Source organism: Bacillus sp. PK3-067 (genome assembly GCF_056738645.1).
The window spans coordinates 4,921,637-4,945,054 of record NZ_CP096490.1; the positions used below are offsets into that span (position 1 = coordinate 4,921,637).

Annotated in this window: 27 protein-coding genes and 1 riboswitch; of the genes, 3 read left to right on the plus strand and 24 right to left on the minus strand. The window is 37.0% G+C overall.

Annotated elements, in window-relative coordinates; genetic code table 11:
- Window positions 1-6 precede the first annotated feature (6 nt).
- The gene (locus M1D73_RS25470; protein ID WP_000272746.1) at window positions 7-486 is read left to right on the plus strand and encodes a YbaK/EbsC family protein; all 480 of its coding nucleotides are present in this window, start codon (window positions 7-9) and stop codon (window positions 484-486) included.
- Window positions 487-507: 21 nt separating this feature from the next.
- Here M1D73_RS25470 and lipA read toward each other — a convergent pair whose 3' ends face one another.
- Window positions 508-1,404, minus strand: a complete 897-nt coding sequence (gene lipA / locus M1D73_RS25475; protein ID WP_000166372.1) for a lipoyl synthase — start codon at window positions 1,402-1,404, stop codon at window positions 508-510.
- A 189-nt stretch (window positions 1,405-1,593) separates the two neighbouring features.
- Between lipA and M1D73_RS25480 the strand changes: the two genes are divergently transcribed.
- Entirely contained in the window at window positions 1,594-2,577 is a 984-nt protein-coding gene (locus M1D73_RS25480) for a M23 family metallopeptidase (protein WP_000944664.1), read from the plus strand.
- A gap of 73 nt (window positions 2,578-2,650) precedes the next feature.
- Here the strand turns inward: M1D73_RS25480 and yunB are convergent, their stop codons facing one another.
- The 18 genes from yunB to M1D73_RS25570 form a co-directional block, all read right to left on the minus strand.
- Window positions 2,651-3,382, minus strand: a complete 732-nt coding sequence (gene yunB, locus M1D73_RS25485; protein ID WP_000021800.1) for a sporulation protein YunB — start codon at window positions 3,380-3,382, stop codon at window positions 2,651-2,653.
- 54 nt (window positions 3,383-3,436) lie between these two features.
- Window positions 3,437-3,739 (minus strand): YunC family protein, encoded by a 303-nt coding sequence (locus M1D73_RS25490; RefSeq protein WP_000248466.1) that lies wholly within the window; start codon window positions 3,737-3,739, stop codon window positions 3,437-3,439.
- Window positions 3,740-3,804: 65 nt separating this feature from the next.
- Window positions 3,805-5,142, minus strand: a complete 1,338-nt coding sequence (locus tag M1D73_RS25495) for a bifunctional metallophosphatase/5'-nucleotidase (protein ID WP_229178246.1) — start codon at window positions 5,140-5,142, stop codon at window positions 3,805-3,807.
- 851 nt (window positions 5,143-5,993) lie between these two features.
- On the minus strand, window positions 5,994-7,391 hold the full coding sequence (gene sufB / locus M1D73_RS25500; protein ID WP_001118827.1) for a Fe-S cluster assembly protein SufB: 1,398 nt from the start codon (window positions 7,389-7,391) through the stop codon (window positions 5,994-5,996).
- A gap of 48 nt (window positions 7,392-7,439) precedes the next feature.
- The gene (sufU, locus tag M1D73_RS25505) at window positions 7,440-7,871 is read right to left on the minus strand and encodes a Fe-S cluster assembly sulfur transfer protein SufU (protein ID WP_000009523.1); all 432 of its coding nucleotides are present in this window, start codon (window positions 7,869-7,871) and stop codon (window positions 7,440-7,442) included.
- Window positions 7,861-9,081 (minus strand): cysteine desulfurase SufS, encoded by a 1,221-nt coding sequence (sufS, locus tag M1D73_RS25510; RefSeq protein WP_001020767.1) that lies wholly within the window; start codon window positions 9,079-9,081, stop codon window positions 7,861-7,863. Before sufS ends, sufU begins: the two co-directional genes overlap by 11 nt.
- Window positions 9,081-10,373 (minus strand): Fe-S cluster assembly protein SufD, encoded by a 1,293-nt coding sequence (gene sufD / locus M1D73_RS25515; RefSeq protein ID WP_000152167.1) that lies wholly within the window; start codon window positions 10,371-10,373, stop codon window positions 9,081-9,083. The genes sufS and sufD overlap by 1 nt, the downstream gene beginning before the upstream one ends.
- Before the next feature lie 15 nt (window positions 10,374-10,388).
- A complete protein-coding gene (sufC, locus tag M1D73_RS25520) occupies window positions 10,389-11,174 on the minus strand; it encodes a Fe-S cluster assembly ATPase SufC (RefSeq protein ID WP_000929160.1) in 786 nt (261 codons plus the stop codon).
- A gap of 238 nt (window positions 11,175-11,412) precedes the next feature.
- Window positions 11,413-12,219, minus strand: coding sequence for a methionine ABC transporter substrate-binding lipoprotein MetQ (gene metQ / locus M1D73_RS25525; protein WP_000757005.1), 807 nt, complete (start codon window positions 12,217-12,219; stop codon window positions 11,413-11,415).
- A gap of 71 nt (window positions 12,220-12,290) precedes the next feature.
- Complete coding sequence (metQ, locus tag M1D73_RS25530; protein WP_000735099.1) at window positions 12,291-13,103, minus strand: methionine ABC transporter substrate-binding lipoprotein MetQ; 813 nt, start codon at window positions 13,101-13,103, stop codon at window positions 12,291-12,293.
- 23 nt (window positions 13,104-13,126) lie between these two features.
- Window positions 13,127-13,792 (minus strand): methionine ABC transporter permease, encoded by a 666-nt coding sequence (locus M1D73_RS25535; protein ID WP_000359401.1) that lies wholly within the window; start codon window positions 13,790-13,792, stop codon window positions 13,127-13,129.
- Window positions 13,785-14,810, minus strand: a complete 1,026-nt coding sequence (locus M1D73_RS25540; protein ID WP_000601763.1) for a methionine ABC transporter ATP-binding protein — start codon at window positions 14,808-14,810, stop codon at window positions 13,785-13,787. Before M1D73_RS25540 ends, M1D73_RS25535 begins: the two co-directional genes overlap by 8 nt.
- Before the next feature lie 310 nt (window positions 14,811-15,120).
- Window positions 15,121-15,228: riboswitch (SAM riboswitch) on the minus strand.
- A 125-nt stretch (window positions 15,229-15,353) separates the two neighbouring features.
- Window positions 15,354-15,698, minus strand: a complete 345-nt coding sequence (locus M1D73_RS25545; protein WP_001242139.1) for a hypothetical protein — start codon at window positions 15,696-15,698, stop codon at window positions 15,354-15,356.
- Between the two features lie 152 nt (window positions 15,699-15,850).
- A complete protein-coding gene (locus M1D73_RS25550; RefSeq protein WP_002008881.1) occupies window positions 15,851-16,159 on the minus strand; it encodes a thioredoxin family protein in 309 nt (102 codons plus the stop codon).
- Window positions 16,160-16,162: 3 nt separating this feature from the next.
- Complete coding sequence (locus M1D73_RS25555; protein WP_000640870.1) at window positions 16,163-16,507, minus strand: toprim domain-containing protein; 345 nt, start codon at window positions 16,505-16,507, stop codon at window positions 16,163-16,165.
- A 500-nt stretch (window positions 16,508-17,007) separates the two neighbouring features.
- On the minus strand, window positions 17,008-17,391 hold the full coding sequence (gene gcvH / locus M1D73_RS25560; RefSeq protein ID WP_000026897.1) for a glycine cleavage system protein GcvH: 384 nt from the start codon (window positions 17,389-17,391) through the stop codon (window positions 17,008-17,010).
- Between the two features lie 41 nt (window positions 17,392-17,432).
- A complete protein-coding gene (locus tag M1D73_RS25565; RefSeq protein WP_000218968.1) occupies window positions 17,433-17,798 on the minus strand; it encodes an arsenate reductase family protein in 366 nt (121 codons plus the stop codon).
- 410 nt (window positions 17,799-18,208) lie between these two features.
- A complete protein-coding gene (locus tag M1D73_RS25570) occupies window positions 18,209-18,736 on the minus strand; it encodes a hypothetical protein (RefSeq protein ID WP_000826909.1) in 528 nt (175 codons plus the stop codon).
- Between the two features lie 144 nt (window positions 18,737-18,880).
- Here M1D73_RS25570 and M1D73_RS25575 point away from each other — a divergent pair, with 144 nt between their 5' ends.
- Window positions 18,881-19,528 (plus strand): phosphatase PAP2 family protein, encoded by a 648-nt coding sequence (locus M1D73_RS25575; RefSeq protein WP_000713769.1) that lies wholly within the window; start codon window positions 18,881-18,883, stop codon window positions 19,526-19,528.
- A gap of 59 nt (window positions 19,529-19,587) precedes the next feature.
- On the opposite strand, the gene M1D73_RS25580 is transcribed toward M1D73_RS25575, so the two are convergent.
- The 5 genes from M1D73_RS25580 to M1D73_RS25600 all read right to left on the minus strand — a co-directional run bounded on the left by M1D73_RS25580 (window position 19,588) and on the right by M1D73_RS25600 (window position 23,123).
- Window positions 19,588-20,601, minus strand: coding sequence for a PTS sugar transporter subunit IIC (locus M1D73_RS25580; RefSeq protein ID WP_000666172.1), 1,014 nt, complete (start codon window positions 20,599-20,601; stop codon window positions 19,588-19,590).
- A gap of 22 nt (window positions 20,602-20,623) precedes the next feature.
- The gene (locus tag M1D73_RS25585) at window positions 20,624-21,574 is read right to left on the minus strand and encodes an L-lactate dehydrogenase (RefSeq protein WP_000820649.1); all 951 of its coding nucleotides are present in this window, start codon (window positions 21,572-21,574) and stop codon (window positions 20,624-20,626) included.
- Between the two features lie 245 nt (window positions 21,575-21,819).
- Window positions 21,820-22,068 (minus strand): spore coat protein, encoded by a 249-nt coding sequence (locus M1D73_RS25590; protein ID WP_001002981.1) that lies wholly within the window; start codon window positions 22,066-22,068, stop codon window positions 21,820-21,822.
- A 13-nt stretch (window positions 22,069-22,081) separates the two neighbouring features.
- Window positions 22,082-22,267, minus strand: coding sequence for a hypothetical protein (locus M1D73_RS25595; RefSeq protein ID WP_001180555.1), 186 nt, complete (start codon window positions 22,265-22,267; stop codon window positions 22,082-22,084).
- A gap of 142 nt (window positions 22,268-22,409) precedes the next feature.
- Window positions 22,410-23,123 (minus strand): CPBP family intramembrane glutamic endopeptidase, encoded by a 714-nt coding sequence (locus M1D73_RS25600; protein ID WP_001232992.1) that lies wholly within the window; start codon window positions 23,121-23,123, stop codon window positions 22,410-22,412.
- Between the last annotated feature and the right edge of the window lie 295 nt (window positions 23,124-23,418).

Sequence of the window (23,418 nt, forward strand, 5' to 3'; positions counted from 1 at the left end):
TTTCATATGTACGAAGACGTACTTGCTTTACTACATAAAACAAATGTTTCTTATGAAAAATTCGAACACGAACCAGTACTCGATTATGAGACCGATCGGATCGTACGCGAGAGACTTGGCTTACAAGGCACCCCAAGTAAAAGCTTATTTTTAAAATCAAAGTCTGGAGATTATTACGTATTTTTTACGTTAGAGGGCACAAGGCTCAACCGGGGAGAGATGAAAGAACTATCAGGAGAACGCTTATCTCTCTGTTCTCCTGATGAACTGCGAGACAAAACTGGTTGTACGCCGGGATGTGTGGCTCCTTTCGGATATTCACACGATGTAACAATTATTGTGGATAACGCTATTTATACGTACGATAAAATTTTAATTACACCTGGTGTTCCTGAATTTACAATTGAATTATCCACAGAAGAATTAAAAAAGATTTTATTAACATGTCCAAATACCGTTTTAGAGTACAAACAAAAAGAGAGCTAATCATTAGCTCTCTTTTTTTCATTATTTAGCTTCTGCTGTTTTTTCTTTTGCAGAACGTACTTGCTCGTCCGCATGGTAAGAAGAACGCACAAGTGGGCCAGCTTCACAGTGGCTAAATCCTTTGCTAAGTGCAATTTCTTTAAGCTCTGCAAATTCTGCTGGTGGGTAATATTTAAGAACTGGTAAATGCTTCTTAGATGGTTGTAGGTATTGCCCAAGAGTTAAAATATCCACATTGTTTGCACGTAAGTCATCCATTGCTTCAATTAAATCTTCTCTCGTTTCACCTAAGCCCACCATAATGCTCGATTTAGTTGGAATATCAGGCTGCATTTCTTTCGCTCGACGTAAAAACTCTAATGAACGTTCATATTTTGCTCTAGCGCGAACTCGGTCAGATAATCGACGTACTGTTTCAATGTTATGGTTTAAAATATCTGGTTTTGCATCCATTAACATTTTTAAGTTTTCTTCTACTCCACCCATATCAGATGGTAATACTTCGATAGACGTGAATGGGTTTTTACGACGTACTGCGCGTACTGTTTCAGCAAAAACAGCTGCTCCTCCGTCCTTTAAATCATCACGTGCAACCGCTGTTATAACAACGTGCTTTAAGCCCATTTGTACTACTGAATCTGCTACGCGTTCTGGTTCTTGTAAATCAAGCTCAGTTGGTAAGCCTGTTTTAACCGCACAAAAACGACAAGCACGTGTACAAACCGCACCTAAAATCATAAATGTTGCTGTTTTTCTTACAGCCCAGCATTCATGAATATTCGGACATTTTGCCTCTTCACAAACGGTATGAAGATTCTTAGAACGCATCATTTTCTTTAAGCCTGTATAGTTTTCATTCGTGTTTAACTTAATTTTCAACCATTCGGGCTTGCGCTTATATTCTGTTTGTTTTGTCATGGTTATCAACTCCGCACAATATGAAATAGTTTACCGTGTTCGCTTCTTTCAATGTAACATATCTATTCTAACGTATGAAAGCGATTTGCTCAAATGAAGATTCTAAGATTTTTTCCAATCGTTCCCTATAATGAAATACTCCGTATATCCCACACTAAAAAGAGTGATGTTGTGAAAGGAGTCTATTTCATGCTTCGAAAAATTTCTCTTTTGCTTTCTATTTGTTTTCTTCTCCACCAAAACATCGCTTACGGTGAAGATAATCAGCAAAGCATATACGAAAAGCGCATGGCACTATATAAAGAAACCGAGCAGTCTTCAGGCATTCCATGGTATTACTTAGCTGCAATGGATCAATATGAAAGAAATATACGGAGCGTAAGAAAAGATATTCCGAAAAAACCAGATGCCATCATTTCCCTTTATTTCAAACCAGAAATATGGGCTGGACCTATTAATAGTAACGATACTCTCCCCCATACAATTTCTCTATTTGGCGGAATAGGTTTAGATGGTGACAAAGATGGATTTGCAAATGCAAATAGCGACCGTGATCTTCTGCATACCGCAGCGACTATTTTAAGGAAACAAGGAACGTCAGAAGACCGTATTAAAATTATGCTCTGGGAATATTATAGGCGTGCAAAAACAGTTGATTTAATTAGCGAATATGCCCAAATTTATAAACATTATGGCCGTATTAATTTAGAGGGAAATGCTTTTCCTCTTCCGATCCGTAGTGACCATAGCTACCGTAGTACTTTCGGCGCTGGAAGAAGTTTTGGCGGCAGAAGGATTCATGAAGGAACAGATATTTTCGCCGGATATGGCGTGCCAGTAAGATCGACTTGCTATGGCATTATTGAAACGAAAGGTTGGAACCGCCTTGGTGGATGGCGCATTGGTATTCGCGACCTTCATAACAATTACCATTATTACGCTCATTTAGGCGGGTTCTCAAAAGAAATACAGCTTGGACAAATTGTTGAGCCAGGGAAAGTAATCGGATTTGTTGGTAGCACTGGTTATGGACCTCCTGGTACAGCCGGAAAATTTCCGCCCCACTTACATTTTGGCATGTATAAAGACAATGGCTATACAGAATGGGCCTTCGATCCATACATTCATTTAAGCCTTTGGGAACGCAAAGAACGAGCAAATACAAAACGATAACCGTAGCTGCATTGCTACGGTTATTTTTTATCCATTAAAAGCCTGGCTGAGCCGGATTTCACTTTATTTACAACTAACTATCTGTTTTCTTTTTATCAGGTACAGCAACACTTCCGCTTCCATAATACGTAGGCACTTCCCCTTGAACGATACGCGTCGCAATCGGAACATTTTGTTTCACCGTTATCTCTTTCGTATGAAATGGAATAATTACTTGCAATGTTACTTCCATTTCCATAACAATTTGAATCGCTGTAGTATTAATCCCATGCGGCTCAATTTTTTGTTTAATATCTGTATTCACATGCCCAATTGGCGTGAAATGAATCGGAATATCTGGTCCTATATTACCAAGAAGCGCATTATCAGTTACACGCCCAAAAGGAACTGCCATAGTCGCCCCGTTTTTTTCAGAAATACCTAGCTCCTTCAACTTCCCTTGTTCTACTTGCTGCAAATATTTTTCTATGTACGTGGTCGTTGACGTTACGATTTCATTTACTTGCTTTGTATTTAAATTAATTGTAGATACTTTTCCGTTTTTATCATTCTGTACTTTCATTAATGAATCTACATCGAATCCTTCATTAATTCGATCCTTTACTGCCTTCGTCATAATTGCCGTCGCCATTTTATGCGTCTCTACTTCCCCATATTTAATTAAGGTCGGCTGAATATTATTATTCACAATCCACAACCCTTGCGTAAGTAATATAATAAAAAGAATAAACGACATAAGCAGTATATACCGAAAGGCAATAGGTCCCCTTCGAAACCGCGAGTTTTTCGAGCGAAATATACTCATAAAAAAACCTCCTTCTTATATCATTTCTATGCAAGAAGGAGGGACGATATATGCTTATCTCATTTTTAATAATGCTTCTTTTCCAATCGTTCCTGCTGGAATGCCTAATGCTTCAGCTCCAGTCGTTACCGATTCTAGCGGCGCTTCAAGAAGTTGTTCAATCGTTCTTACACCAACCGCACGGCCAGCAATAATTCCTCGATCACCTAACTTCTCATTTAAAAGACCTACATCTAATGCACCACACATAATATATCCTTTATCGCTCATTACAGCTAGCAAATTTGTCTTTGGAAGTTTCACGCTAACCGCAATAAACGTATAATTATCAATTATAATTGGCTCCACATTAACCATAGTTCACACTCCTCTCTTTCTTATCTGTATGACAAGAGAAAAATGAGTGTTACAAGTTAACTAGCCTATAGTTTAACGGAAGATTTATAAGTTATTAACATATCTGTTAACACATCTCTAAGTAGTTCTGGCATATAATATTGTTTGTCAGAAAGTGTGGATAGCTCTGGGTATAAGTAGCCAAATGTAAACATATCAATCGTTCCTACTGTATATATACGATCTAATTCCAGCGATTCCCCGTTAATTAATACATCTTCGAGTAAAATTTTATTTCCAGGAATCGTATCTGGAATTACTTCTACACCCGCGTAAATCATTTTCCCCATCACTTTCCCACGAAATCCGAATCCTTTCACCTCAAGATTCTCCATATTCGGCTTACGTGCTTTCAAAATAACTTCTCTTAATATCTTTCCTGGAACTTTCAAAGCACACGGATTAATTGGATGTGGACAAATTCTGTGAATATCTCCGCGCGTTACGACACCCTCTTCTAACCCTTCAAGAAGTACACCAGCATTCACCATGCCAATTTCTGCACCGCACCATGTTTTCAGCGCACTTGCTAACATATGAGAAAACGGCGTCTCATGAAACCAATCAACCTGTAATGACTCTTTTAAATGAACGACAGGCTCTGCCATTATATGCTTACTTTCTTCCTGCAGTATTTCAATTGTGGATAACGGCTCGCTATAAGCACCTAACCGTTCCGTCTTAATCGCTCTACCGTCTTTTTTCAACAGCTTCTTCGTCTCTTTATCCACAGTAAGCTGCACGTGCCCAATGTAACGTCCCCACTTTTCACAGCAACAAAGTAAAGTATTATTCATTAGAACACCACGCTCAAATAAATGATGCGTATGTGCCCCTAAAATAACATCTATATCATAATGCTCTGCCATATACTCATCCATACTTTTTCCAAGGTGAGAAAGGACAACTGTAATATGTGCCTCATCTCTCACTTCTTCTAAAATAGACTCTAAATGGATAAGCGGATCTTCAATATGCCAATCGAGCATTTGATAAAACTCTGGATACGCAACAGTTAACCCGATAAAAGCAATCGTAATCCCATCTGTCGTTGTATGTAATTTATAAGGCTTTGCCCATGATGGACGTACACCTTCTTTTTCAAATAAATTTGCGACAAGTACTTCAAATCCAGCATCATCATAGAGCCGATTTAAATGCTCTTTCGCTAACGTAATTCCTTCATTATTTCCGATCGTTACATAATCATATAACGCCTCATTTAAAAGCTTCGTATTCCCAAGCCCATTTGTCGCTTCCGAAATACTATGAAAACGATCCACATGATCGCCGATATCAATCGTCAAAACAGTCTCTCCCGCTTCCTGTCTTCGCTTTTTCTCCCCTAGAACAAACCGAGAAATTTGCGGCCAATTTTCAAAATGACTATGTATATCGTTTGTATGATAAAGGTGGATGATTGTTTCTTTATTTGTATTCAGAGAAAAAACCTCCTCTCAGTTCCTTACTGCCATTTACGCTATGCGCACACAATAATCCTGTAAATACTTTTCGTCTTTTCTTGCTATTTTACATTGTACTCGCATTGTGAGAAAAAGCAAAAGATTGTCCTTTTTATATGAGAAACTTTTGCTAATGCAGGAAAGAATTCCAGATAGTGGAGGAAGGGGTGGATTTGTCAAAAAGTTTAATAGAGAATTCAGTGGGTGGTTGTTCAAGTGGATTTGTCAGTATCTTTGTCTTAAACCTAGTCGCTCTCTGTTCTTATAAAATATTTGGGGTATGTGAGGATTTTCTTTTGTCTTATCTTGTCGACAAATCGATATTCCTTGTCGAAACGTTGATATATTGAAATAATCGTTGATATATTCCCGTTTATGATCGATATATTTGAAAAATCGTTGATATATTTAGCTGAACACCCACCCGGGTATCCTCTCCCAAGCCAAGACAAATCCGCAAAACAAAAAAGCGCCCTGCACAGCAGGACGCTTTCTTCATACATATATTATCCAGTTCCAGCGGCTAGAATGTTCGGTGGCTTCACTTCTTCCTATGAGGCAAAAAGCGCCTCTACGTCAGAAGCTCCTCCATCCCCCTCACATTCTGAACGAGCCGCTTCCACTTTAAATATGTCCAGCTTCGCCTCCTAGACCCTCATGTCTAAGAACCTTCCGCACGAGAAGATAAAAAGCATCTTCTGTGCGAAAGAACCTTAGCCAACGGGTCTGAACAGTCGGCTCCGCATTTCTATTTAACCAATAGAACCTTCCATCTCAAACTTGATTAGGCGGTTCATTTCAACTGCGTATTCCATTGGAAGTTCGCGAGTGAATGGCTCGATGAAGCCCATTACGATCATTTCTGTAGCTTCTTGCTCAGAAATACCGCGGCTCATTAGGTAGAATAATTGTTCTTCTGATACTTTCGATACTTTCGCTTCGTGCTCAAGTGAAACGTAATCGTTTTTGATTTCGTTGTAAGGAATTGTATCAGATGTAGATTGGTTATCCATGATTAACGTGTCACACTCGATGTTAGAGCGAGAGTTTTTCGCTTTTGGTCCGAAGTGTACGATACCACGGTAAGTTACTTTACCACCATGCTTCGCAATCGATTTAGAAACGATTGTTGAAGACGTGTTTGGTGCTAAGTGAATCATTTTCGCACCAGCATCTTGGTGTTGGCCTTTACCAGCAATCGCGATAGATAATGTTAAACCACGAGCGCCTTCGCCTTTTAAGATAACTGCTGGGTATTTCATCGTTAATTTAGATCCGATGTTACCGTCAATCCATTCCATCGTTGCGTTTTCTTCACAAACCGCACGTTTTGTAACTAGGTTGTATACGTTGTTCGCCCAGTTTTGGATTGTTGTATAACGGCAATATGCATCTTTCTTAATGATGATTTCTACTACCGCACTGTGAAGTGAGTTAGTCGTGTAAACAGGTGCTGTACAACCTTCTACGTAGTGTACGTGTGCGCCTTCGTCTACGATGATAAGCGTACGCTCGAATTGTCCCATATTTTCAGAGTTAATACGGAAATACGCTTGAAGTGGTGTATCAACTTTAACACCTTTTGGAACGTAGATGAATGATCCACCAGACCAAACTGCAGAGTTTAATGCAGAGAATTTGTTGTCTGTTGGTGGGATTACTTTTCCGAAATGCTCACGGAAAATATCTTCGTTCTCTTTTAATGCGCTATCTGTATCTTTGAAGACGATTCCTAGAGCTTCTAGGTCTTCTTTCATGTTGTGGTATACAACTTCAGATTCGTACTGTGCAGATACACCAGCTAAATATTTTTGCTCAGCTTCTGGAATACCTAATTTATCAAATGTTGCTTTAATTTCATCAGGTACTTCATCCCAAGACTTCTCAGATTTCTCAGATGGTTTTACGTAGTACGTAATTTCATCGAAATCTAAGTCGTTTAAGTCGCCGCCCCATTGTGGCATTGGCATTTCGTAGAACTTATCCAGTGATTTTAAACGGAAGTCTAACATCCACTGTGGTTCTTCTTTCATACGTGAAATTTCTTCAACGATCTCTTTTGTTAAACCGCGTCCAGCACGGAAAATCGAAACGTCTTTGTCTTTGAAACCATATTTATAATCGCCGATATCTGGCAGTTGCTTCGCCATGTTGGTGTGTCCCTCCTTAGATAACCTCGTTTTTAGGAACCTTTAACATTACTTATCTTCGTTTAAGCCCTTTTCTAACGCTTTCCACGCTAATGTTGCACATTTAATACGTGCAGGGAACTTGCATACGCCTTGTAATGCTTCAATATCTCCTAAATCGATGCTGTCATCGTACTCTTTTCCTAGCATCATGTCAGAGAAAATTTTCGAAAGCTGAAGTGCTTCTTCAATTTTCTTACCTTTTACTGCTTGTGTCATCATTGAAGCTGAAGACATTGAGATTGAACATCCTTCACCTTCAAACTTCGCCTCTTGCACAATACCTTCTTCTACTTTCATCGTAAGTTGAATACGATCGCCGCAAGTTGGATTGTTCAAGTTAACGGTAACACTATCTTCTAACACGCCATGGTTACGAGGATTTTTGTAATGATCCATAATAACTTGACGATATAACGTATCTAAATTATTAAATGACATTTGTGAAATACTCCTTTGTCTTGATTAGCGATTCAACAAATGTATCAATTTCTTCTTTTGTATTATATAAATAGAAGCTCGCACGTGCTGTTGAAGAAGCTTTTAGCCACTTCATAAGCGGTTGTGCACAGTGATGTCCTGCGCGAACTGCAATGCCTTCTACATCTAATACAGTCGCTACATCGTGAGGATGTACGTCTTCAATATTAAATGTAACAAGACCAGCGCGATGCTTTGGACCATAAATTGTAACGCCATCTACTTCTGATAGTCTTTCTAAAGCGTATTGCGCTAATTCATGCTCATGCTTTTCAATATTATCAAGACCGATTTCTTCTAGGAAATCAATTGCCGCACCAAGTCCGATTGCATTACCGATAATCGGTGTACCTGCTTCAAACTTCCACGGAAGCTCTTTCCACGTAGATTCTTGTAAATCTACGAAATCAATCATTTCACCGCCAAATTCAATTGGCTCCATATTGTTCAGCAATTCTTTTTTACCATATAATACGCCGATACCTGTAGGTCCGCACATCTTATGAGCAGATAATGCGTAGAAATCACAGTTTAAATCTTGTACATCCACTTTCATGTGAGGTGTACTTTGTGCACCATCAACGACCATAATTGCGCCATTTTCGTGTGCGATTGCTCCGATTTCTTTTACAGGGTTAATCGTTCCAAGTACGTTTGATACTTGCATAATAGAAACGATTTTTGTATTCGGTGTAACTGTTTGACGAACATCTTCTAAAGAAATTGTACCGTCTGGTTGAAGCGGAAGATATTTTAAAGTTGCACCAGTTTTCTTCGCAACTTGTTGCCACGGAATGATATTACTATGGTGCTCCATGTAAGAAATAACGATTTCATCGCCCTCTTTTACATTTTCAAGACCATAGCTAGCTGCTACTGTATTTAATGCAGTTGTCGTTCCGCGTGTGAAAATAATCTCTTCCATTGATTTCGCGTTAATAAACTTGCGAACTTTCTCACGTGCACCTTCATACGCGTCGGTAGCTTTCGTACCGAGCGTATGAACACCGCGATGCACGTTAGAATTATATTCTTTATAGTAACGTTCTAACGTTTCAATGACTTGAATTGGTTTTTGAGAAGTTGCTGCACTATCGAAATAAACAAGTTGTTTGCCGTTCACTTTTTGATCAAGAATTGGAAACTGTTTGCGTATTTCATGAATATTCATTAGCGAACTTTCCTTTCAATTACCTCAACAAGCTGTGCCTTTACTCCTTCAATTGGAAGCTCATTAACTACAGGTGCTAAGAATCCATGGATGACTAAACGTTCTGCTTCGCGTTTTGGAATACCACGGCTCATCAAGTAGTATAGTTGGACTGGATCTACGCGACCTACTGAAGCTGCGTGACCTGCCATTACATCATCTTCGTCGATTAAAAGAATTGGGTTTGCATCACCGCGTGCTTTTTCATCTAACATAAGAACGCGAGAAGATTGTTGTGCATTTGATTTAGATGCACCGTGTTCAATCTTACCAATTCCGTTAAAGATAGATGTTGCACTATCTTTTTGTACACCGTGTTTTAAAATCCAACCTTCAGAGTGTTTACCGAAGTGAACAACTTTAGTTGTAAAGTTTTGTGTTTGGTTACCACGGCCAATTGTTACTGTTTTCGTATCAGCATATGAACCGTCGCCCATTAAGTTCGTAACGTTCTCTGAAATTGTGTTTCCGTCATTCATAAGGCCTAGAGCCCAATCAATACGGCCGTCGCGTCCTACAACGCCGCGGCGGTTAACGTAAGTTGTTACGTCTTTTGCTAATAGATCAACCGCACCGAATTTCACTTGTGCGCCTTGTTCCACGATTACTTCTGCTACGATATTTGCAATACCTTTAGCATTTTCATTTGCAACGTAGTTTTCTACATAAGTTGCAGTACTGTTCGCATCAGCTACGAATAGTACGTGATTATATACGTTAGCTTCTTCGCCATCTACTAAGAATACAGCTTGAAGTGGAGTTTCAAGAACAACGTTTTTCGGAACATATACGAATGCACCGCCGTTGATTAATGCAGCATGAAGTGCAGTTAGACGATGCTCGTCTACTTTCACGCCGTCTTTCATTAAGTACTTTTGTACTAGTTCAGCATGCTCAGTTGCAGCTGTTACGATGTCTGTGAAAATAACACCTTTTTCTTTTGCTTCGTCTGCTAAAGAAACGAACGCAGTTGTACCAGTGCGTTGTACTAATACGCTGTTATTTTCATCGATTAAGTTTTTCACTGCTTCTGGAAGTTCAGTTAAAGAACTTACAGGCTCTTGCTTAGCAGCGTCGCCTTTTCCGATAAAGTCCCATTTGTCAATTTTCGTTTTATCAGGCGTTGGCATTGGAAGTTCAGTTGCTTGTGCAAGAGCTTGTAAGCGGAACTCAGTCAACCAAGCTGCTTCGTTTACTTCGCTTGCGCGTTGACGGATTGTTTCTTGATCGAAAGGTAATGTACCGATTGTCATGTTTATGCTCCTCTCTTACGCTTCTTGCTCTGTTGTTTCGTCTTCAATACCTAATTCTTTTTTAATCCAGTCGTAACCTTCAGCTTCTAGACGTTGTGCAAGCTCAGGGCCACCAGATTTAACGATACGACCGTTCATCATAACGTGAACGAAGTCTGGAGTGATGTAGTTTAATAAACGTTGGTAATGCGTAATCATTAGGCAACCGAACTCTTCGCCGCGCATTTCGTTAATACCTTTAGATACAACTTTTAATGCATCGATATCAAGACCTGAGTCAATTTCATCTAAGATTGCGATTTTTGGCTCAATCATCATTAATTGAAGAATTTCGTTACGTTTTTTCTCTCCACCAGAGAAACCTTCGTTTAAGTAACGTTGTGCCATTTCTGGATCCATTTCTAGGAATTCCATGTTTTTATCTAATGTACGGATAAATTTCATAAGAGAAATTTCATCGCCTTCTTCACGACGTGCATTAATTGCAGAACGTAAGAAGTCAGCGTTTGTTACTCCGCTAATTTCACTTGGATATTGCATTGCTAGGAATAGACCCGCTTGTGCGCGCTCGTCTACTTCCATTTCTAATACATCTTCACCGTCGATGATGATGCTACCTTCTGTTACTTCATACTTTGGGTGACCCATAATTGCAGAAGATAAAGTTGATTTACCTGTTCCGTTAGGTCCCATAATTGCGTGGATTTCTCCACCTTTTACTTCAAGGTTTACACCCTTTAAAATTTCTTTGCCATCAATTGATACGTGTAAGTCTTTAACCGTTAATGTAGAACCAGCCATCTCAATACCTCCATTAATCCTATATATACATTTTAAAAATTCCTAAAACGTTCATATTCTCATTTTATTCTCATTCTAATTTTATATCAAATAAAATGATATCGCAAACGCCGAAAAAAAGTAACCGTTTTTTCACAAATGTATATAAGTATTTCCTTCACATCTTTCTATGATACACCTTTCTTCTTATTTATATAAAGAAAAAAGGACTGGTAATTTTCCAGCCCTTTCCTTATATTTATTCACTTACCGGAAGTACAGCACCTTTATATTCTTTATTAATAAAATCTTGAATTTCTTTTGAATGTAGCACTTCTACTAGCTCTTTAATTTCTTTTTTCTTCTCATCACCTTTACGAACTGCAATGATGTTTGCATACGGAGAGTCTGATCCTTCAATCGCAATTGCATCCTTTGTTGGATTTAATTTTGCATCAATTGCATAGTTTGAATTAATAAATAAAGCATCTCCCTCATTATTTTCATACAATTTCGGTGAAAGTCCAGGTTCAACATCTGTTTTAAATTTTAAGTTTTTCGGGTTTTCTACAACATCTTTTACTGTTGCTTTAACAACATCTACTCCGTCTTTTAATTTAATAACGCCACCTTTTTGTAACAATGCTAACATACGGCCTCGCTCCGCTACGTTATTACTCATAATCACTGTTCCGCCATCTGGTAGGTCTTTTAAGCTTTTATATTTCTTAGAATAAATGCCCATAGGTTCTAAATGGATTTTTCCTGCGTTTACAATTTTATATCCCTTTTCTTGAATTTCTTTATCTAAGTAAGGAATGTGCTGGAAGTAGTTCGCATCAATTTCTTTATCCGCTAAAGCCTTATTCGGCAACACATAATCTTGGAATTTTTTAATTTCTAATTTAATACCCTTTTTCTCTAAAATCGGCTGTGCCTTTTCTAAAATAACAGCGTGTGGCACGTTAGAAGCTCCCACAACAAGCTTATTCTCCTCTTTTCCTCCGCAAGCAGCTAATGTAAATACAGACAACGCTGTAACAATTGACAGTAGAACCTTTTTCATATGCTTTCCCCTTCTCCCCAATAGTTATGTAGTTATAAAAAGAGCCGGCATACACCAGCCCTTTTCAGCAATTATTCTTTTACAGGAACAACCGCCCCTTTATATTCTTTATTAATGAAGTCTTCAATTTCTTTAGAATGCAATACTTCTACAAGAGCTTTAATCTCTTTCTTATCTTTATCGCCTTTACGAACAGCTACTATGTTTGCGTATGGTGAATCATTTCCTTCAATTGCAATTGCATCTTTTTCCGGATTTAACTTTGCATCAATTGCATAGTTAGAGTTAATTAAAACAGCGTCGCCTTCTTTATTGTTATACACTTGTGGCAATAAACCAGGCTCGATATCCGTTTTGAATTTTAGATTTTTCGGATTATCTGCAATATCTTTTGGAGTTGCTTTAACTGGATCTATTCCGTCTTTAATTTTTAAAATACCTTCTTTTTGTAAAATTGCTAAACCACGTCCATGGTCAGCAACTGAATTACTCATAATAATTGTCGCTCCGTCCGGAAGCTCTTTTAAGCTCTTATACTTTTGAGAGTACACACCAATTGGTTCTAAATGAATTTTTCCTGCTACTTCAAAGTCATATTTTTTATCTTTAATTTCTTTTTCTAAATACGGAATGTGCTGGAAGTAGTTTGCATCTAAATCCTTATCCGCTAACGATTTATTTGGTAATACGTAGTCTTGGAATTTTTTAATTTCTAACTCAATTCCTTTTTTCTCAAGTAACGGTTTTGCCTTTTCTAAAATAACAGCGTGCGGTACGTTAGAAGCACCCACAACAAGTTTCTTTTCATCTTTATCTTTCCCGCCACAAGCAGCTAACCCAAAAATTGAAGTTGAAATAAGTGCCGTAAGTAACAATTTTTTCATTTGAAGCATCCTCCCGTTTTTTATTATCGTTTATCTATTCGAGTCGTTAAACTATCACCAATCCACTGAATTAAAAATACAACTAGTAATACACAAATTGTCGCAACGATTGTTACATCGTTATTCCCTCTTTGGAATCCTTCTAAGTAAGCAAGTGTTCCAAGGCCACCAGCACCAACAACTCCTGCCATTGCTGTATAGCCTACTAAAGCAATTGTCGTAACCGTAATACCAGATACTAATGCTGGTAACGATTCTGGAATTAACACTTTCAAAATAATTGTGCTTGTTTTTGCTCCCATTGCTTTTGAAGCTTCAATTACACCTTTATCAATTTCGCGAAGTGCGATTTCAACCATTCTCGCGTAGAATGGTGCTGCTCCAATAATTAAAGCCGGCAAAGCTGCACTTGCTCCAAGAATTGTTCCAAGAAGAATCTTTGTGAATGGGATTAATAAAATAATTAAAATGATGAATGGTATAGAACGGAATATATTTACGAATGCTCCAATCACCGTATTAATTGATTTGTTTTCCCATAAATTATCTTTTGCTGTCATGAAGAGTAACAATCCTAAAATGAGTCCTAAAACAAATGTCGCAAGAGCTGCGATTGCCGTCATATATAACGTTTCACCAGTTGCTTCTAACATTTGATTCCAATCAACATTTGCAAGTAACTTATCCATGTGCAATCACCTCCAGCTCTACTTGATCTTGATGAATTCCTTCTATTGCTTGCTGGATCGCTGTTTCCTCACCATTTAAATGAACAACTAAACTACCGTAAGAACCGTTATTCGTTTGTGCGATATTTCCTTGCAAAATGCTAACTTCTATGTCACTGCGTTGCATCAATCGTTGAAGCACTGGTCTTTCTACAGCCTCACCGATAAACTGCAAACGAATTACTTTTCCATCTGGATATTTTTCAATTAAACTTTCAATCGTTTCATTTGTATCTTCAGAATCCGTTAACTGCTGTACAAATCGTTTCGTAATATCTTGCTTCGGATTACGGAATACATCAAGTACTGGACCTGTTTCTACAATCTTTCCTTTCTCCATTACCGCAACACGATTACAAATCTTTCGAATTACGTGCATCTCATGTGTAATGAGTACAATTGTTAAACCAAGGCGCTTATTAATGTCTGATAGTAAATCCAAAATTTGATCTGTCGTTTCCGGATCAAGAGCTGACGTTGCTTCGTCACATAAAAGCACTTGTGGATTATTAGCTAATGCTCTTGCAATCCCGACGCGTTGCTTTTGTCCCCCGCTCAGCTGAGATGGGTACGCGTCTCCTCTTCCTTCTAATCCAACAAGATGAATTAATTCATCAACACGTTTTCTTCTCTTCGCTTTATCAACACCTGCAATTTCAAGTGGAAACTCTATATTTTCACGTACTGTTCGTGACCAAAGTAAGTTGAAGTGCTGAAAAATCATTCCAATTTCTTGCCTTGCCTTACGAAGTTCGCTTCCTGTAATTGCTGAAATGACACGATTTGCAATTGTAATTTGACCAGAAGTTGGTTTCTCCAACTGATTGAACAATCTAATTAAAGAACTTTTTCCAGCGCCACTATATCCGATAACACCAAATATTTCACCTTTATCTATTTTTAAATTGGCATTATCTACAGCAGTGACATCACCGCTTTTTGCTTTATATATTTTCTTTACATTCTCTAATAGAATCATGGTGTATCACCCCTTTTTTAAATAAAAAGCGCAAGCGGCTCGTTTAGAACAAGAGGGCGTTTGAATCCCTGACGTAGAGGCGCTTTTTGCCTCATAGGAAGGGATGAAACGACCGACTGTTCTAGCCGCTGGAGCTAGATTTCATAAAGATTTTAGGTCGACTCCGCAATTTTTTATTTTTAATGCGTGTAGTCCACTGTTATCATTACTTTTATTATTTGAATGTCCTCCACATTCAAACAATAAAAAAACCTTTCTGCTTTAGAGAAGCAGAAAGGTTTTTATGCGTATATAACAACATTATCCCTCTCTCTCATCTCTCAAAGCATTTGCTTTGCAGGAATTGGCACCATTTCAACATAAGTTGACGGTTGCCGGGCTTCACAGGGCACAGTCCCTCCACCTCTCTTGATAAGAGAAATCAGATTCAATTTTCGTCTGATTTGAAATTTATGAAATTGTCTATATTTTATGACTTGAATTGTATCAATATACACTCACCATGTCAACAGAAATTTTCGCAAAAAATGAAACTTCAGAATTTTAAGCACCTACTGACATCGGTTTACATATATGAAACATCGATTCCACTAATAACATCGTTCGGTACGTTCCCGAATATTGTACACGTCCATCATTCATTAGCATTTGCAATCGTACATTTCCATTCACCAATTGTTCTATATCCTTTTCATCTAAGCAAATGATTTGTTCCGTTCCTCTTTCCTCATGTACCAACTCTATATAATCTCTTGAAATTTGTAACGAACAACTTTCATCTCCAAAGCGAAAATTAACAGTTTTTTCTTCTTGTCTTAAAAGCGGTTCTAAATGATATTGACCATTAGCGTAATTTACAAATGATTGAAGCAAAGAATATAATCTCACCCTAAATCACATCCTTCATATCACTTTCTATTACATACCATTCCCTCTCACTAAAGAGCAATCCTGTTATTTTCGCTCGACAAATACTGTATCCATCCTGCATCTCGACATATTTCCCAAGAAATATGTCGAGGCGGCAAAATTTTTGCCGCCTACTTTAATTCCGTATATAAATATTCAACCGAATGAAATGCGTATATCTTCTTCATCAGTGTCCCATTTTCAAAAACAAGTAAACAAGGTACACTTTCAATCCCATACTCTTTTGCTAAATGCGGAGCATAATTTAAATCTAACATCCCAATTTTCAAATCTTCAATTGTCATCTCAACCACTGTTAACATCTTTTTTGCTAATTGGCATGTTCCACACATTGGAGTATATACATATAATACTGTTTTTTCTTCGTTCTCTATTAGGGCTGTAGCTTCGGCTCCTGTCCAATCAATCACTTCTATCATTCCTTACCGTAAATATTCTGTATAAACGTCAATGTCGGCTCCCCATAATACATTTGCTAAGTGTGTAGATGGCGCAGTTGCCACTTCTCGGTACGAGCGATCAATATAGATATGCTCGGCTTGCGGGAATTCTTTTCGAAATTGTTTCCTTAACTTTTCTCCAGCATCATCAGCATCCACTAGCACATACACTTCCTTATCAAAAAACTGATCAACGAGCTCATCCATTTTCGACAAACCAATTGTACCATTTGTACAAACAATTTCCACCGGTTCACGAATAATAGATTCAATCTTTCTTCTATCTGATGTACCTTCTACAATAATGACTTTTTCTACATAAATCATATGTCATCACCCGATCACCATATACTATACAACCTTGAACTTAGTATATAGTATATTCGTTATTTTCATGTTGTTTCCTGTTTATTTTTGCAAAAGAAAAGCGCAAGCGGCTCGTTTAGATTGTGAGGGGGGATGGAGCTTCTGACGTAAAGGCGCTTTTGGCCTTGTAGGAAGAAGCGAAGCCACCGAACAATCTAGCCGCTGGAGCTGGATCATAAAGAAAAGCGGAACCGACTGTTTAGCCCTGTTGGCTAAGGTTCTTTCGCACAGAAGACGCTTTTTGTCTTCTCGTGCGGAAGGTTCTTAGACATGAAGGGCTAGGAGGTGGAGCTGGACAATGAAAAGCGCAAGCGGCTCGTTTAGATTGTGAAGACTTATGAAACCTTACCAAAAAACAGTTTTTCTCATAATAGCTTATTTATTTACATATAACTTGAATTTCATTATTTCACAAAAAATAAAAAAGGACAGCACAAAGGCTGTCCTTTAGTCGACTATAATTAGTCTTGGTTTGTCATTTCTGCATATTTTTCTGCAGTTAATAACTTCTCAACTTGGCTTGCATCAGAAAGTTCAACTTTAACCATCCATGCACCCTCGTATGGAGATTCGTTAACAAGTTCTGGTTGGTCACTTAATTCTTCGTTTACTGCTACAACTTTACCGCTTACAGGTGCGTATAACTCAGAAACTGTTTTAACAGATTCTACGCTTCCGAATGGCTCGTTAGCTTCGATTGTTGCACCTACTTCAGGAAGTTCAACGAATACGATATCGCCTAGCTCACCTTGTGCAAAGTGAGTGATACCGATAACAACTTCATTACCTTCAGTTTTTACCCATTCGTGTTCTTCAGAGTAACGTAAATTATTTGGAATGCTCATGACTGTACCTCCAGTGAATGTATTAATTATGTAAAAATACCTTATTGGTACTTTTTCCACACACTTTCAAACTGCTCTTCATTAAAACCAAGTGTTACATTCGTTCCATCTGTTACAATTGGACGTTTAATCAACATGCCATCAGATGCTAAAAGCTCATACATTTCGTCTTCGCTTGCATCTTTCAACTTATCTTTTAGACCAAGTTCACGGTAACGCATTCCACTTGTATTAAAGAATTTTTTTAATGGTAATTCACTTTTTTCATGTAAATTACGTAAATCTTCTTTTGATGGTGGATTTTCAACAATATGAATCATCTCATATGCTACATCGTTTGCCTCAAACCATTTCTTTGCCTTTTGACATGTGCCACACTTTGGATATGAATAAAATGTTACTGTCATAAATTCACCTACTTTTTTACTAACCTTTACCTTTATCATATAGAAAACGTTTTATTATTTCAAACCATTATTCGCTAAACTTTTACTTATTTCGTGATAATTTTTAATAATCCTGCGAATTTTTCTTATTTTTCCGCCATTTGTTAAGAAAAAAATAAATATATAAATTTTTTAGATTCTGCACCAAACATATATCTTAAACAAGCGTTTGATTAATTCTCCATTTTCTTTCTTAACCTTTGAACTACAGGAGTTTCTTTCTACCGAACATACAGCTTAAACAAACGTTTGATTAATTCTCTATTTTTCTTTGTTAACCCTTGAGTTACATCGGTTTCTTCCTACCGAACATACAGCTTAAACAAACGTTTGATTAAAAAAATAAGAAGCCTCTTTTGTAGGCTCCTTCATTATCTATTTAAATAATCTGCAATTGTTTGAAATACGACGATATACATATTATGAATACTTTCTTCTGTATTTCCACCATTCGATAAACCAATTGCCCATTGTTGTCCTTCACCACTTCCGATATTCGCAAACCCTTGCGTATACATAGCATTTACATCTTTTCGGGCACTGTTATACTCTATCCCTTTTGTAATAAAAATCGAATATGATTTATCTTGTAAACCGATAAAAAACACTGGTTTCTTTAGTGATGAAAATACATTTTTATATTGCTCTGTTGAGGCTTCTTGAAAGTGATCTTTCATTATTAGAAAACCATCTACTTCCTTAGATTTCTTTTCCAGTTCCTCTAACTTCATTTCCTCAAACTTTATATTCCTAAACGTATCTTTCGGCTTTTCTCCAACAACTCCAATTACGAGTGCTCTTCCGTTATATTCTAATTTTTCTCCTTCGTTATTCTTTGCACACCCAGCACCTACTAGGCATAACAATATAAAAACTAAAAAATATGATAAACGCTTCATTTAGCACCCTCACCCTTCTTTTTAGTCAAGTGACAAAAACGTAAGGTTAATTCAAGAAAATGTAAGTAAAATCGATAGCCCAATTCACGTTTCTATATTATAATCAATTGAATTTACTTACATTACTAAACATAGGAGATCAACATGAAGAAATTTAAACTTTCATCTTTTCTTCCGTTAAGTTATATACTTCTACTCGTACTCGTAAGTCCCCTTTACGACGTATTAAATAAATCGACTGTTCACGCAGTAGACGTTACAACTGTAGTAGATGATTGGATTCCATTTGTAAAAGCATTTATTATTCCTTATTTACTTTGGTTTCCATACTTATACGGCGCACTTATTTATTACTGTTTTGCTGACCGAAAGCAATATTATGTTACTTTAAGTAGTGTTATTTTTGGAAAGCTTGCTTGTTTTTCTATTTATTATTTTTGGCAAACAACTGTACCGCGTCCGACTGTCGTTGGAACAGATGTATTTTCTGAACTAGTTCGCTATATTTATAGTATCGATCAACCGGTAAACTGTTTCCCTAGCATTCACGTTCTTACTACATTTGTAATTATGTTAGCTGCCTTTAAGCGTAGAGAACAACATGCTTTTGAATATTACATCCTTACTTTCTTCGGTACACTTATTATTTTATCAACGCTATTTACGAAGCAGCATGCCTTTTTAGATGCCGTTTCTGGAATGACACTTGCAAGCATACTATACTTCGGAGTTCAGCTCTTATTAGCAAAAGAACCAATAAAAGTTCCAGTAAAACAAAATCATAAAATGTAACATAAAAAAGCAGACTGTGGCTCAGTCTGCTTTTATCTATTATTAAGGAGATTTTCAATTTAAGATTGCGGTACAGTCATATCACCAGAATGAATACGACCTGCTTTTTTAAGAGCAATGTAAAGTATATAAGAAACAGCTACTGGAATGACGATATAAGTAATTACCATCGCCGGGAGAACTTCCCATCCTTGGCTGGAAATTAAATTAATTGGTGCGATAAGAGAACTTAATCCAAGACCTGCAATTTCCTTTCCTGCTTCCAGTTGGAAAATTAATGCTGATACTGGACCGACTATAGCACTGGCGACGACAGTTGGGACGAGAATCATTGGATTTTTAGTGATATTTGGTAACTGTACTTTCGGAGTACAAAGTGCTTGAGCTAATATGCCACCTAAATTGTTTTCTTTTGCTGAGATGACAGAGAATCCGATAAACTGAGCAACGCATCCAGCAAGAGCAGCACCACCTGCAACACCGTCTAAGCTAAGTGCAATTGCTAACGCAGCTGATGAAGCTGGAGAGATAAGTAATAGTCCCCAAACTACTGCAATGACGATAGAAGCGATGAATGGGCTACCAGCTGAGCTATCTTTAATAAACGCTCCAACTGCATTTAAAACAGGAGTAATATTATGAGATAACCAAATGCCTACTAAACCAGAACCTAATATGGCCGCAAATGGAACGAGCATCATATCTAACGCAGTTTTTCCGCTTAAACGTTTACCAATATATACAGCTAAAGTTGCTGTTAATAATGCACCGATTGGCTCACCTGTTTTAATAATTAGACCAGCTTCAGTAATCGAAATGGATCCGGCACCAATCGCTCCGGCTACCATCGCCGAGAAGATTACAAGACCGTTTGCACCGAGCATAAAAGCAATTCCAGCACCAATTGCCGGTGCCATTAGTGATTTTGCAACAACTCCGATTGTAATAAGTAATGGTATATCAACAATTCTTCCTATATTTTCGATCAGTAAACCAATTCCGAGGGATACGAAAATACCTTGTGCGATTCCAGCAGATGCTTTAAATACACGAGACATTATATATTCCTTCATTTGTTTCACCTTCTCCTATAAGTTAGTAACCAATTGTTTTCATATAATCACGTAAAATATCGTTTGATTTTGCGAATCGAGATTCTTCATCCTCTGTTAAATTGAGTTCTACAACTTCTCTTATACCGTCTCTAGTAATAATAGCTGGTACTCCTGTACAAATATCATATTCACCGTACTCACCATCTAAAATGGCTGATACAGCAATGACACGGTGATCATCATTAAAGATTGAACTCGCAATATATGCTAGAGAATTTCCAATCCCGTAATAAGTAGTTCCTTTACGTTTATAAATTTCCCAGCCAGCTTTTGCAGTCTTCTCAACAATTTCATCTAAATCTATTTCACCAAATCGTTCTTTTTGTTCTTCTAAAATTTGCAGAATTGGCTTTCCACCAACAGTTACATGAGACCAAGCAACCATTTGAGAATCACCATGTTCTCCTAATGAATACCCATGAATACTACGAGGATCTACATGTAGCATTTCAGATAAAATTGTTCTTAAGCGAGAAGAATCTAGTGATGTACCAGTACCGATTACGCGATTTCTAGGTAATCCAGATAATTTCCACACTTGATATGTAATAATATCAACTGGGTTCGATGCAAGTAAGAAAATACCATCAAATCCACTTGCCATTACACCACCAACAACACTTTCCATAATCTTCGCACTCGCTCCTAAAGTATCTAAGCGACTTTGTCCAGGTTTTGGTGCTGGCCCTGCTGTAATAATGACAATGTCCATATCTTTGCAGTCTTCATAGCTTCCTGCATATACTTTTGTTCTTGTATTTGTAAAGTTAATGCAATGTGATAAATCCATTGCTTCCCCAACTGCACGTTCATGATTTATATCAATTAATAATAGTTCTTCGCAAATCCCTTGATTTACAATGGAATACGCACAACTGGATCCAACTAATCCAGTACCGATAATTGCAATTTTTCTTGTATGTCTTTTCATAGCAATCTCTCCTAATTGATCATATAATCTATTTCTTTTGTTCTTTACATTCTTAATTATAGAGGTTCCCACGATAGAAACCATGGATACTTTGTGAAATGTTGAACAAAGTTTTTGTCCTTTTTGTGAATTGTCATATTCCATTTTCGTCATATTTGTTACAACTGGAAAAATATTTATTATGTATTTATTGACATATACAAAAAGAAAACGAGCGAATAAATTCGCTCGTTTTCTTTTTCCTGTTATTCCGCACTTAATTGGCTTTTTAATTGCTGTACAATCATCGGATTAGCAGGTGCTGCCGGTTTGTAATAACTCTTTTGCTTTGCGTACTCATACATATTACGTTGGCGCGCCTCGTCTTGATTACGAATTTGAATTAACGTTTGATGTAACTGTTCATTATCAGACTGAGCAATATAATTTGCATAGCTTGTTAAACTTGCATTTAATCCTGCTAAATAATCATTTACCATATCTTTTTCATTCATTTTCCGCTTCCTCCTATCCTAGGAAAGTCATTAATTGCTGTTTCGTATTTCGTGCATCTTGCGCATCTTTTTGTAGCATTTGTTTCAGTTGTGGATCTGTACACGTCTGTGCATACTGCTCCAACTTGTTAATAATTGTTGCGTGTCCACCAATTAAATGACGTAAGTTTTCTACTTCAAGCTCTGTTAAGTTTTGCATATAACATACCCGCCTTTCTTTGTTCATTCATCATTAGTATTTGGTTCTTTTTGGATTGTATTCATCAACTTTTCCCACATATAAAAAAATAAAAGATGAATAGCTAAGCCATTCATCTTTTATACTGGTTATGTATTTATTTTTATAGAGATACAATCATACTTATACTCACAAGTAAGTTCCATATAATGTGTAAAATAATACTAGGTATAATAGATTGCGTCTTTTTGTATAACATAGCAAATACAATCCCCATAATCATTGCCGTAACCGGAAAACCACCATGAAGAATCCCAAAGATGAAGGAAGAAATAATGATACCAACTAGAAAACTATATTTCTTTTCAAAAAATCGATACAAAATACCTCTATATAAAATTTCTTCTTTAATTGGTGTAATTATAGCAACACTTAACACATATATAATACTTTGTAGACTATTTTGAAGTCCTAAGCTCCCTAATTGATCTCGCTGCTGCCCTGCACTTTCAAAGCTAAACAACTCTAACATTACATACTGAGTTAATGCAATGATGATAAAACCTATTAATAAATACAAGTAGGTTTTCCCATTTTTTAAAACAGATACATCCCATATGTTCTTAATAAAATGAAGCACTGGTTTATAAGCAAATAAAACAATAGTAACAACAGCTGCATCAAATAGAAGTAAATAATATCCCTCTAAATTAGCACGTAATACCTCTTCTCCAAAAATTCCGAGGGCTAAAGCAAGGAATAATCCCCCTAAGAGTGAGAACCCTAGAATGCTTGCAATCGTTACAACTAGATTTTTATATGTTATGTTATCTACTTCTCTTTCTGCATTATACGCGTCTAATACTGTTTTTCTCATACTATTCCTCCGTTTGTTTTCATTACCTTAACAAAAATCCTTTAATACAAATATATAGATAATATAACAATTTTTTCAAAAAGAATAATATGCAATTTTACATATTATGAAAACTTTATATTTTATAGTTTTAGGAATAGAATTGCTATGCAATAATTATTATATGAAATTTTAAAAAATACTTCCTATCCACTATAACCCTCGCATCATATAAAACTTATTAGTTAAAGGAGCAATGAACATGAAAACACATGACTTCCTTACAGAAATCCAGAAGGGCTCTGAGCCTAGTCCA

Coding starts and splice junctions, on each gene's coding strand:
- metQ (WP_000735099.1), bottom strand. CDS start 13,103: ATGAAAAAATTGTTACTTACGGCACTTATTTCAACTTCAATTTTTGGG.
- sufC (WP_000929160.1), bottom strand. CDS start 11,174: ATGGCTGGTTCTACATTAACGGTTAAAGACTTACACGTATCAATTGAT.
- M1D73_RS25480 (WP_000944664.1), top strand. CDS start 1,594: ATGCTTCGAAAAATTTCTCTTTTGCTTTCTATTTGTTTTCTTCTCCAC.
- sufU (WP_000009523.1), bottom strand. CDS start 7,871: ATGTCATTTAATAATTTAGATACGTTATATCGTCAAGTTATTATGGAT.
- M1D73_RS25565 (WP_000218968.1), bottom strand. CDS start 17,798: ATGACAGTAACATTTTATTCATATCCAAAGTGTGGCACATGTCAAAAG.
- M1D73_RS25595 (WP_001180555.1), bottom strand. CDS start 22,267: ATGCAAAACTTAACAGAGCTTGAAGTAGAAAACTTACGTCATTTAATT.
- M1D73_RS25490 (WP_000248466.1), bottom strand. CDS start 3,739: ATGGTTAATGTGGAGCCAATTATAATTGATAATTATACGTTTATTGCG.
- metQ (WP_000757005.1), bottom strand. CDS start 12,219: ATGAAAAAGGTTCTACTGTCAATTGTTACAGCGTTGTCTGTATTTACA.
- M1D73_RS25540 (WP_000601763.1), bottom strand. CDS start 14,810: ATGATTCTATTAGAGAATGTAAAGAAAATATATAAAGCAAAAAGCGGT.
- sufD (WP_000152167.1), bottom strand. CDS start 10,373: ATGACAATCGGTACATTACCTTTCGATCAAGAAACAATCCGTCAACGC.
- M1D73_RS25590 (WP_001002981.1), bottom strand. CDS start 22,068: ATGAATGAAAAAGATATGGTAAATGATTATTTAGCAGGATTAAATGCA.
- M1D73_RS25585 (WP_000820649.1), bottom strand. CDS start 21,574: ATGAAAAGACATACAAGAAAAATTGCAATTATCGGTACTGGATTAGTT.
- M1D73_RS25600 (WP_001232992.1), bottom strand. CDS start 23,123: ATGAGAAAAACAGTATTAGACGCGTATAATGCAGAAAGAGAAGTAGAT.
- yunB (WP_000021800.1), bottom strand. CDS start 3,382: ATGAGTATATTTCGCTCGAAAAACTCGCGGTTTCGAAGGGGACCTATT.
- M1D73_RS25580 (WP_000666172.1), bottom strand. CDS start 20,601: ATGAAGGAATATATAATGTCTCGTGTATTTAAAGCATCTGCTGGAATC.
- M1D73_RS25470 (WP_000272746.1), top strand. CDS start 7: ATGTACGAAGACGTACTTGCTTTACTACATAAAACAAATGTTTCTTAT.
- sufS (WP_001020767.1), bottom strand. CDS start 9,081: ATGAATATTCATGAAATACGCAAACAGTTTCCAATTCTTGATCAAAAA.
- sufB (WP_001118827.1), bottom strand. CDS start 7,391: ATGGCGAAGCAACTGCCAGATATCGGCGATTATAAATATGGTTTCAAA.
- M1D73_RS25555 (WP_000640870.1), bottom strand. CDS start 16,507: ATGATTTATGTAGAAAAAGTCATTATTGTAGAAGGTACATCAGATAGA.
- M1D73_RS25570 (WP_000826909.1), bottom strand. CDS start 18,736: ATGAAGCGTTTATCATATTTTTTAGTTTTTATATTGTTATGCCTAGTA.
- M1D73_RS25535 (WP_000359401.1), bottom strand. CDS start 13,792: ATGGATAAGTTACTTGCAAATGTTGATTGGAATCAAATGTTAGAAGCA.
- M1D73_RS25575 (WP_000713769.1), top strand. CDS start 18,881: ATGAAGAAATTTAAACTTTCATCTTTTCTTCCGTTAAGTTATATACTT.
- M1D73_RS25550 (WP_002008881.1), bottom strand. CDS start 16,159: ATGATAGAAGTGATTGATTGGACAGGAGCCGAAGCTACAGCCCTAATA.
- lipA (WP_000166372.1), bottom strand. CDS start 1,404: ATGACAAAACAAACAGAATATAAGCGCAAGCCCGAATGGTTGAAAATT.
- gcvH (WP_000026897.1), bottom strand. CDS start 17,391: ATGAGCATTCCAAATAATTTACGTTACTCTGAAGAACACGAATGGGTA.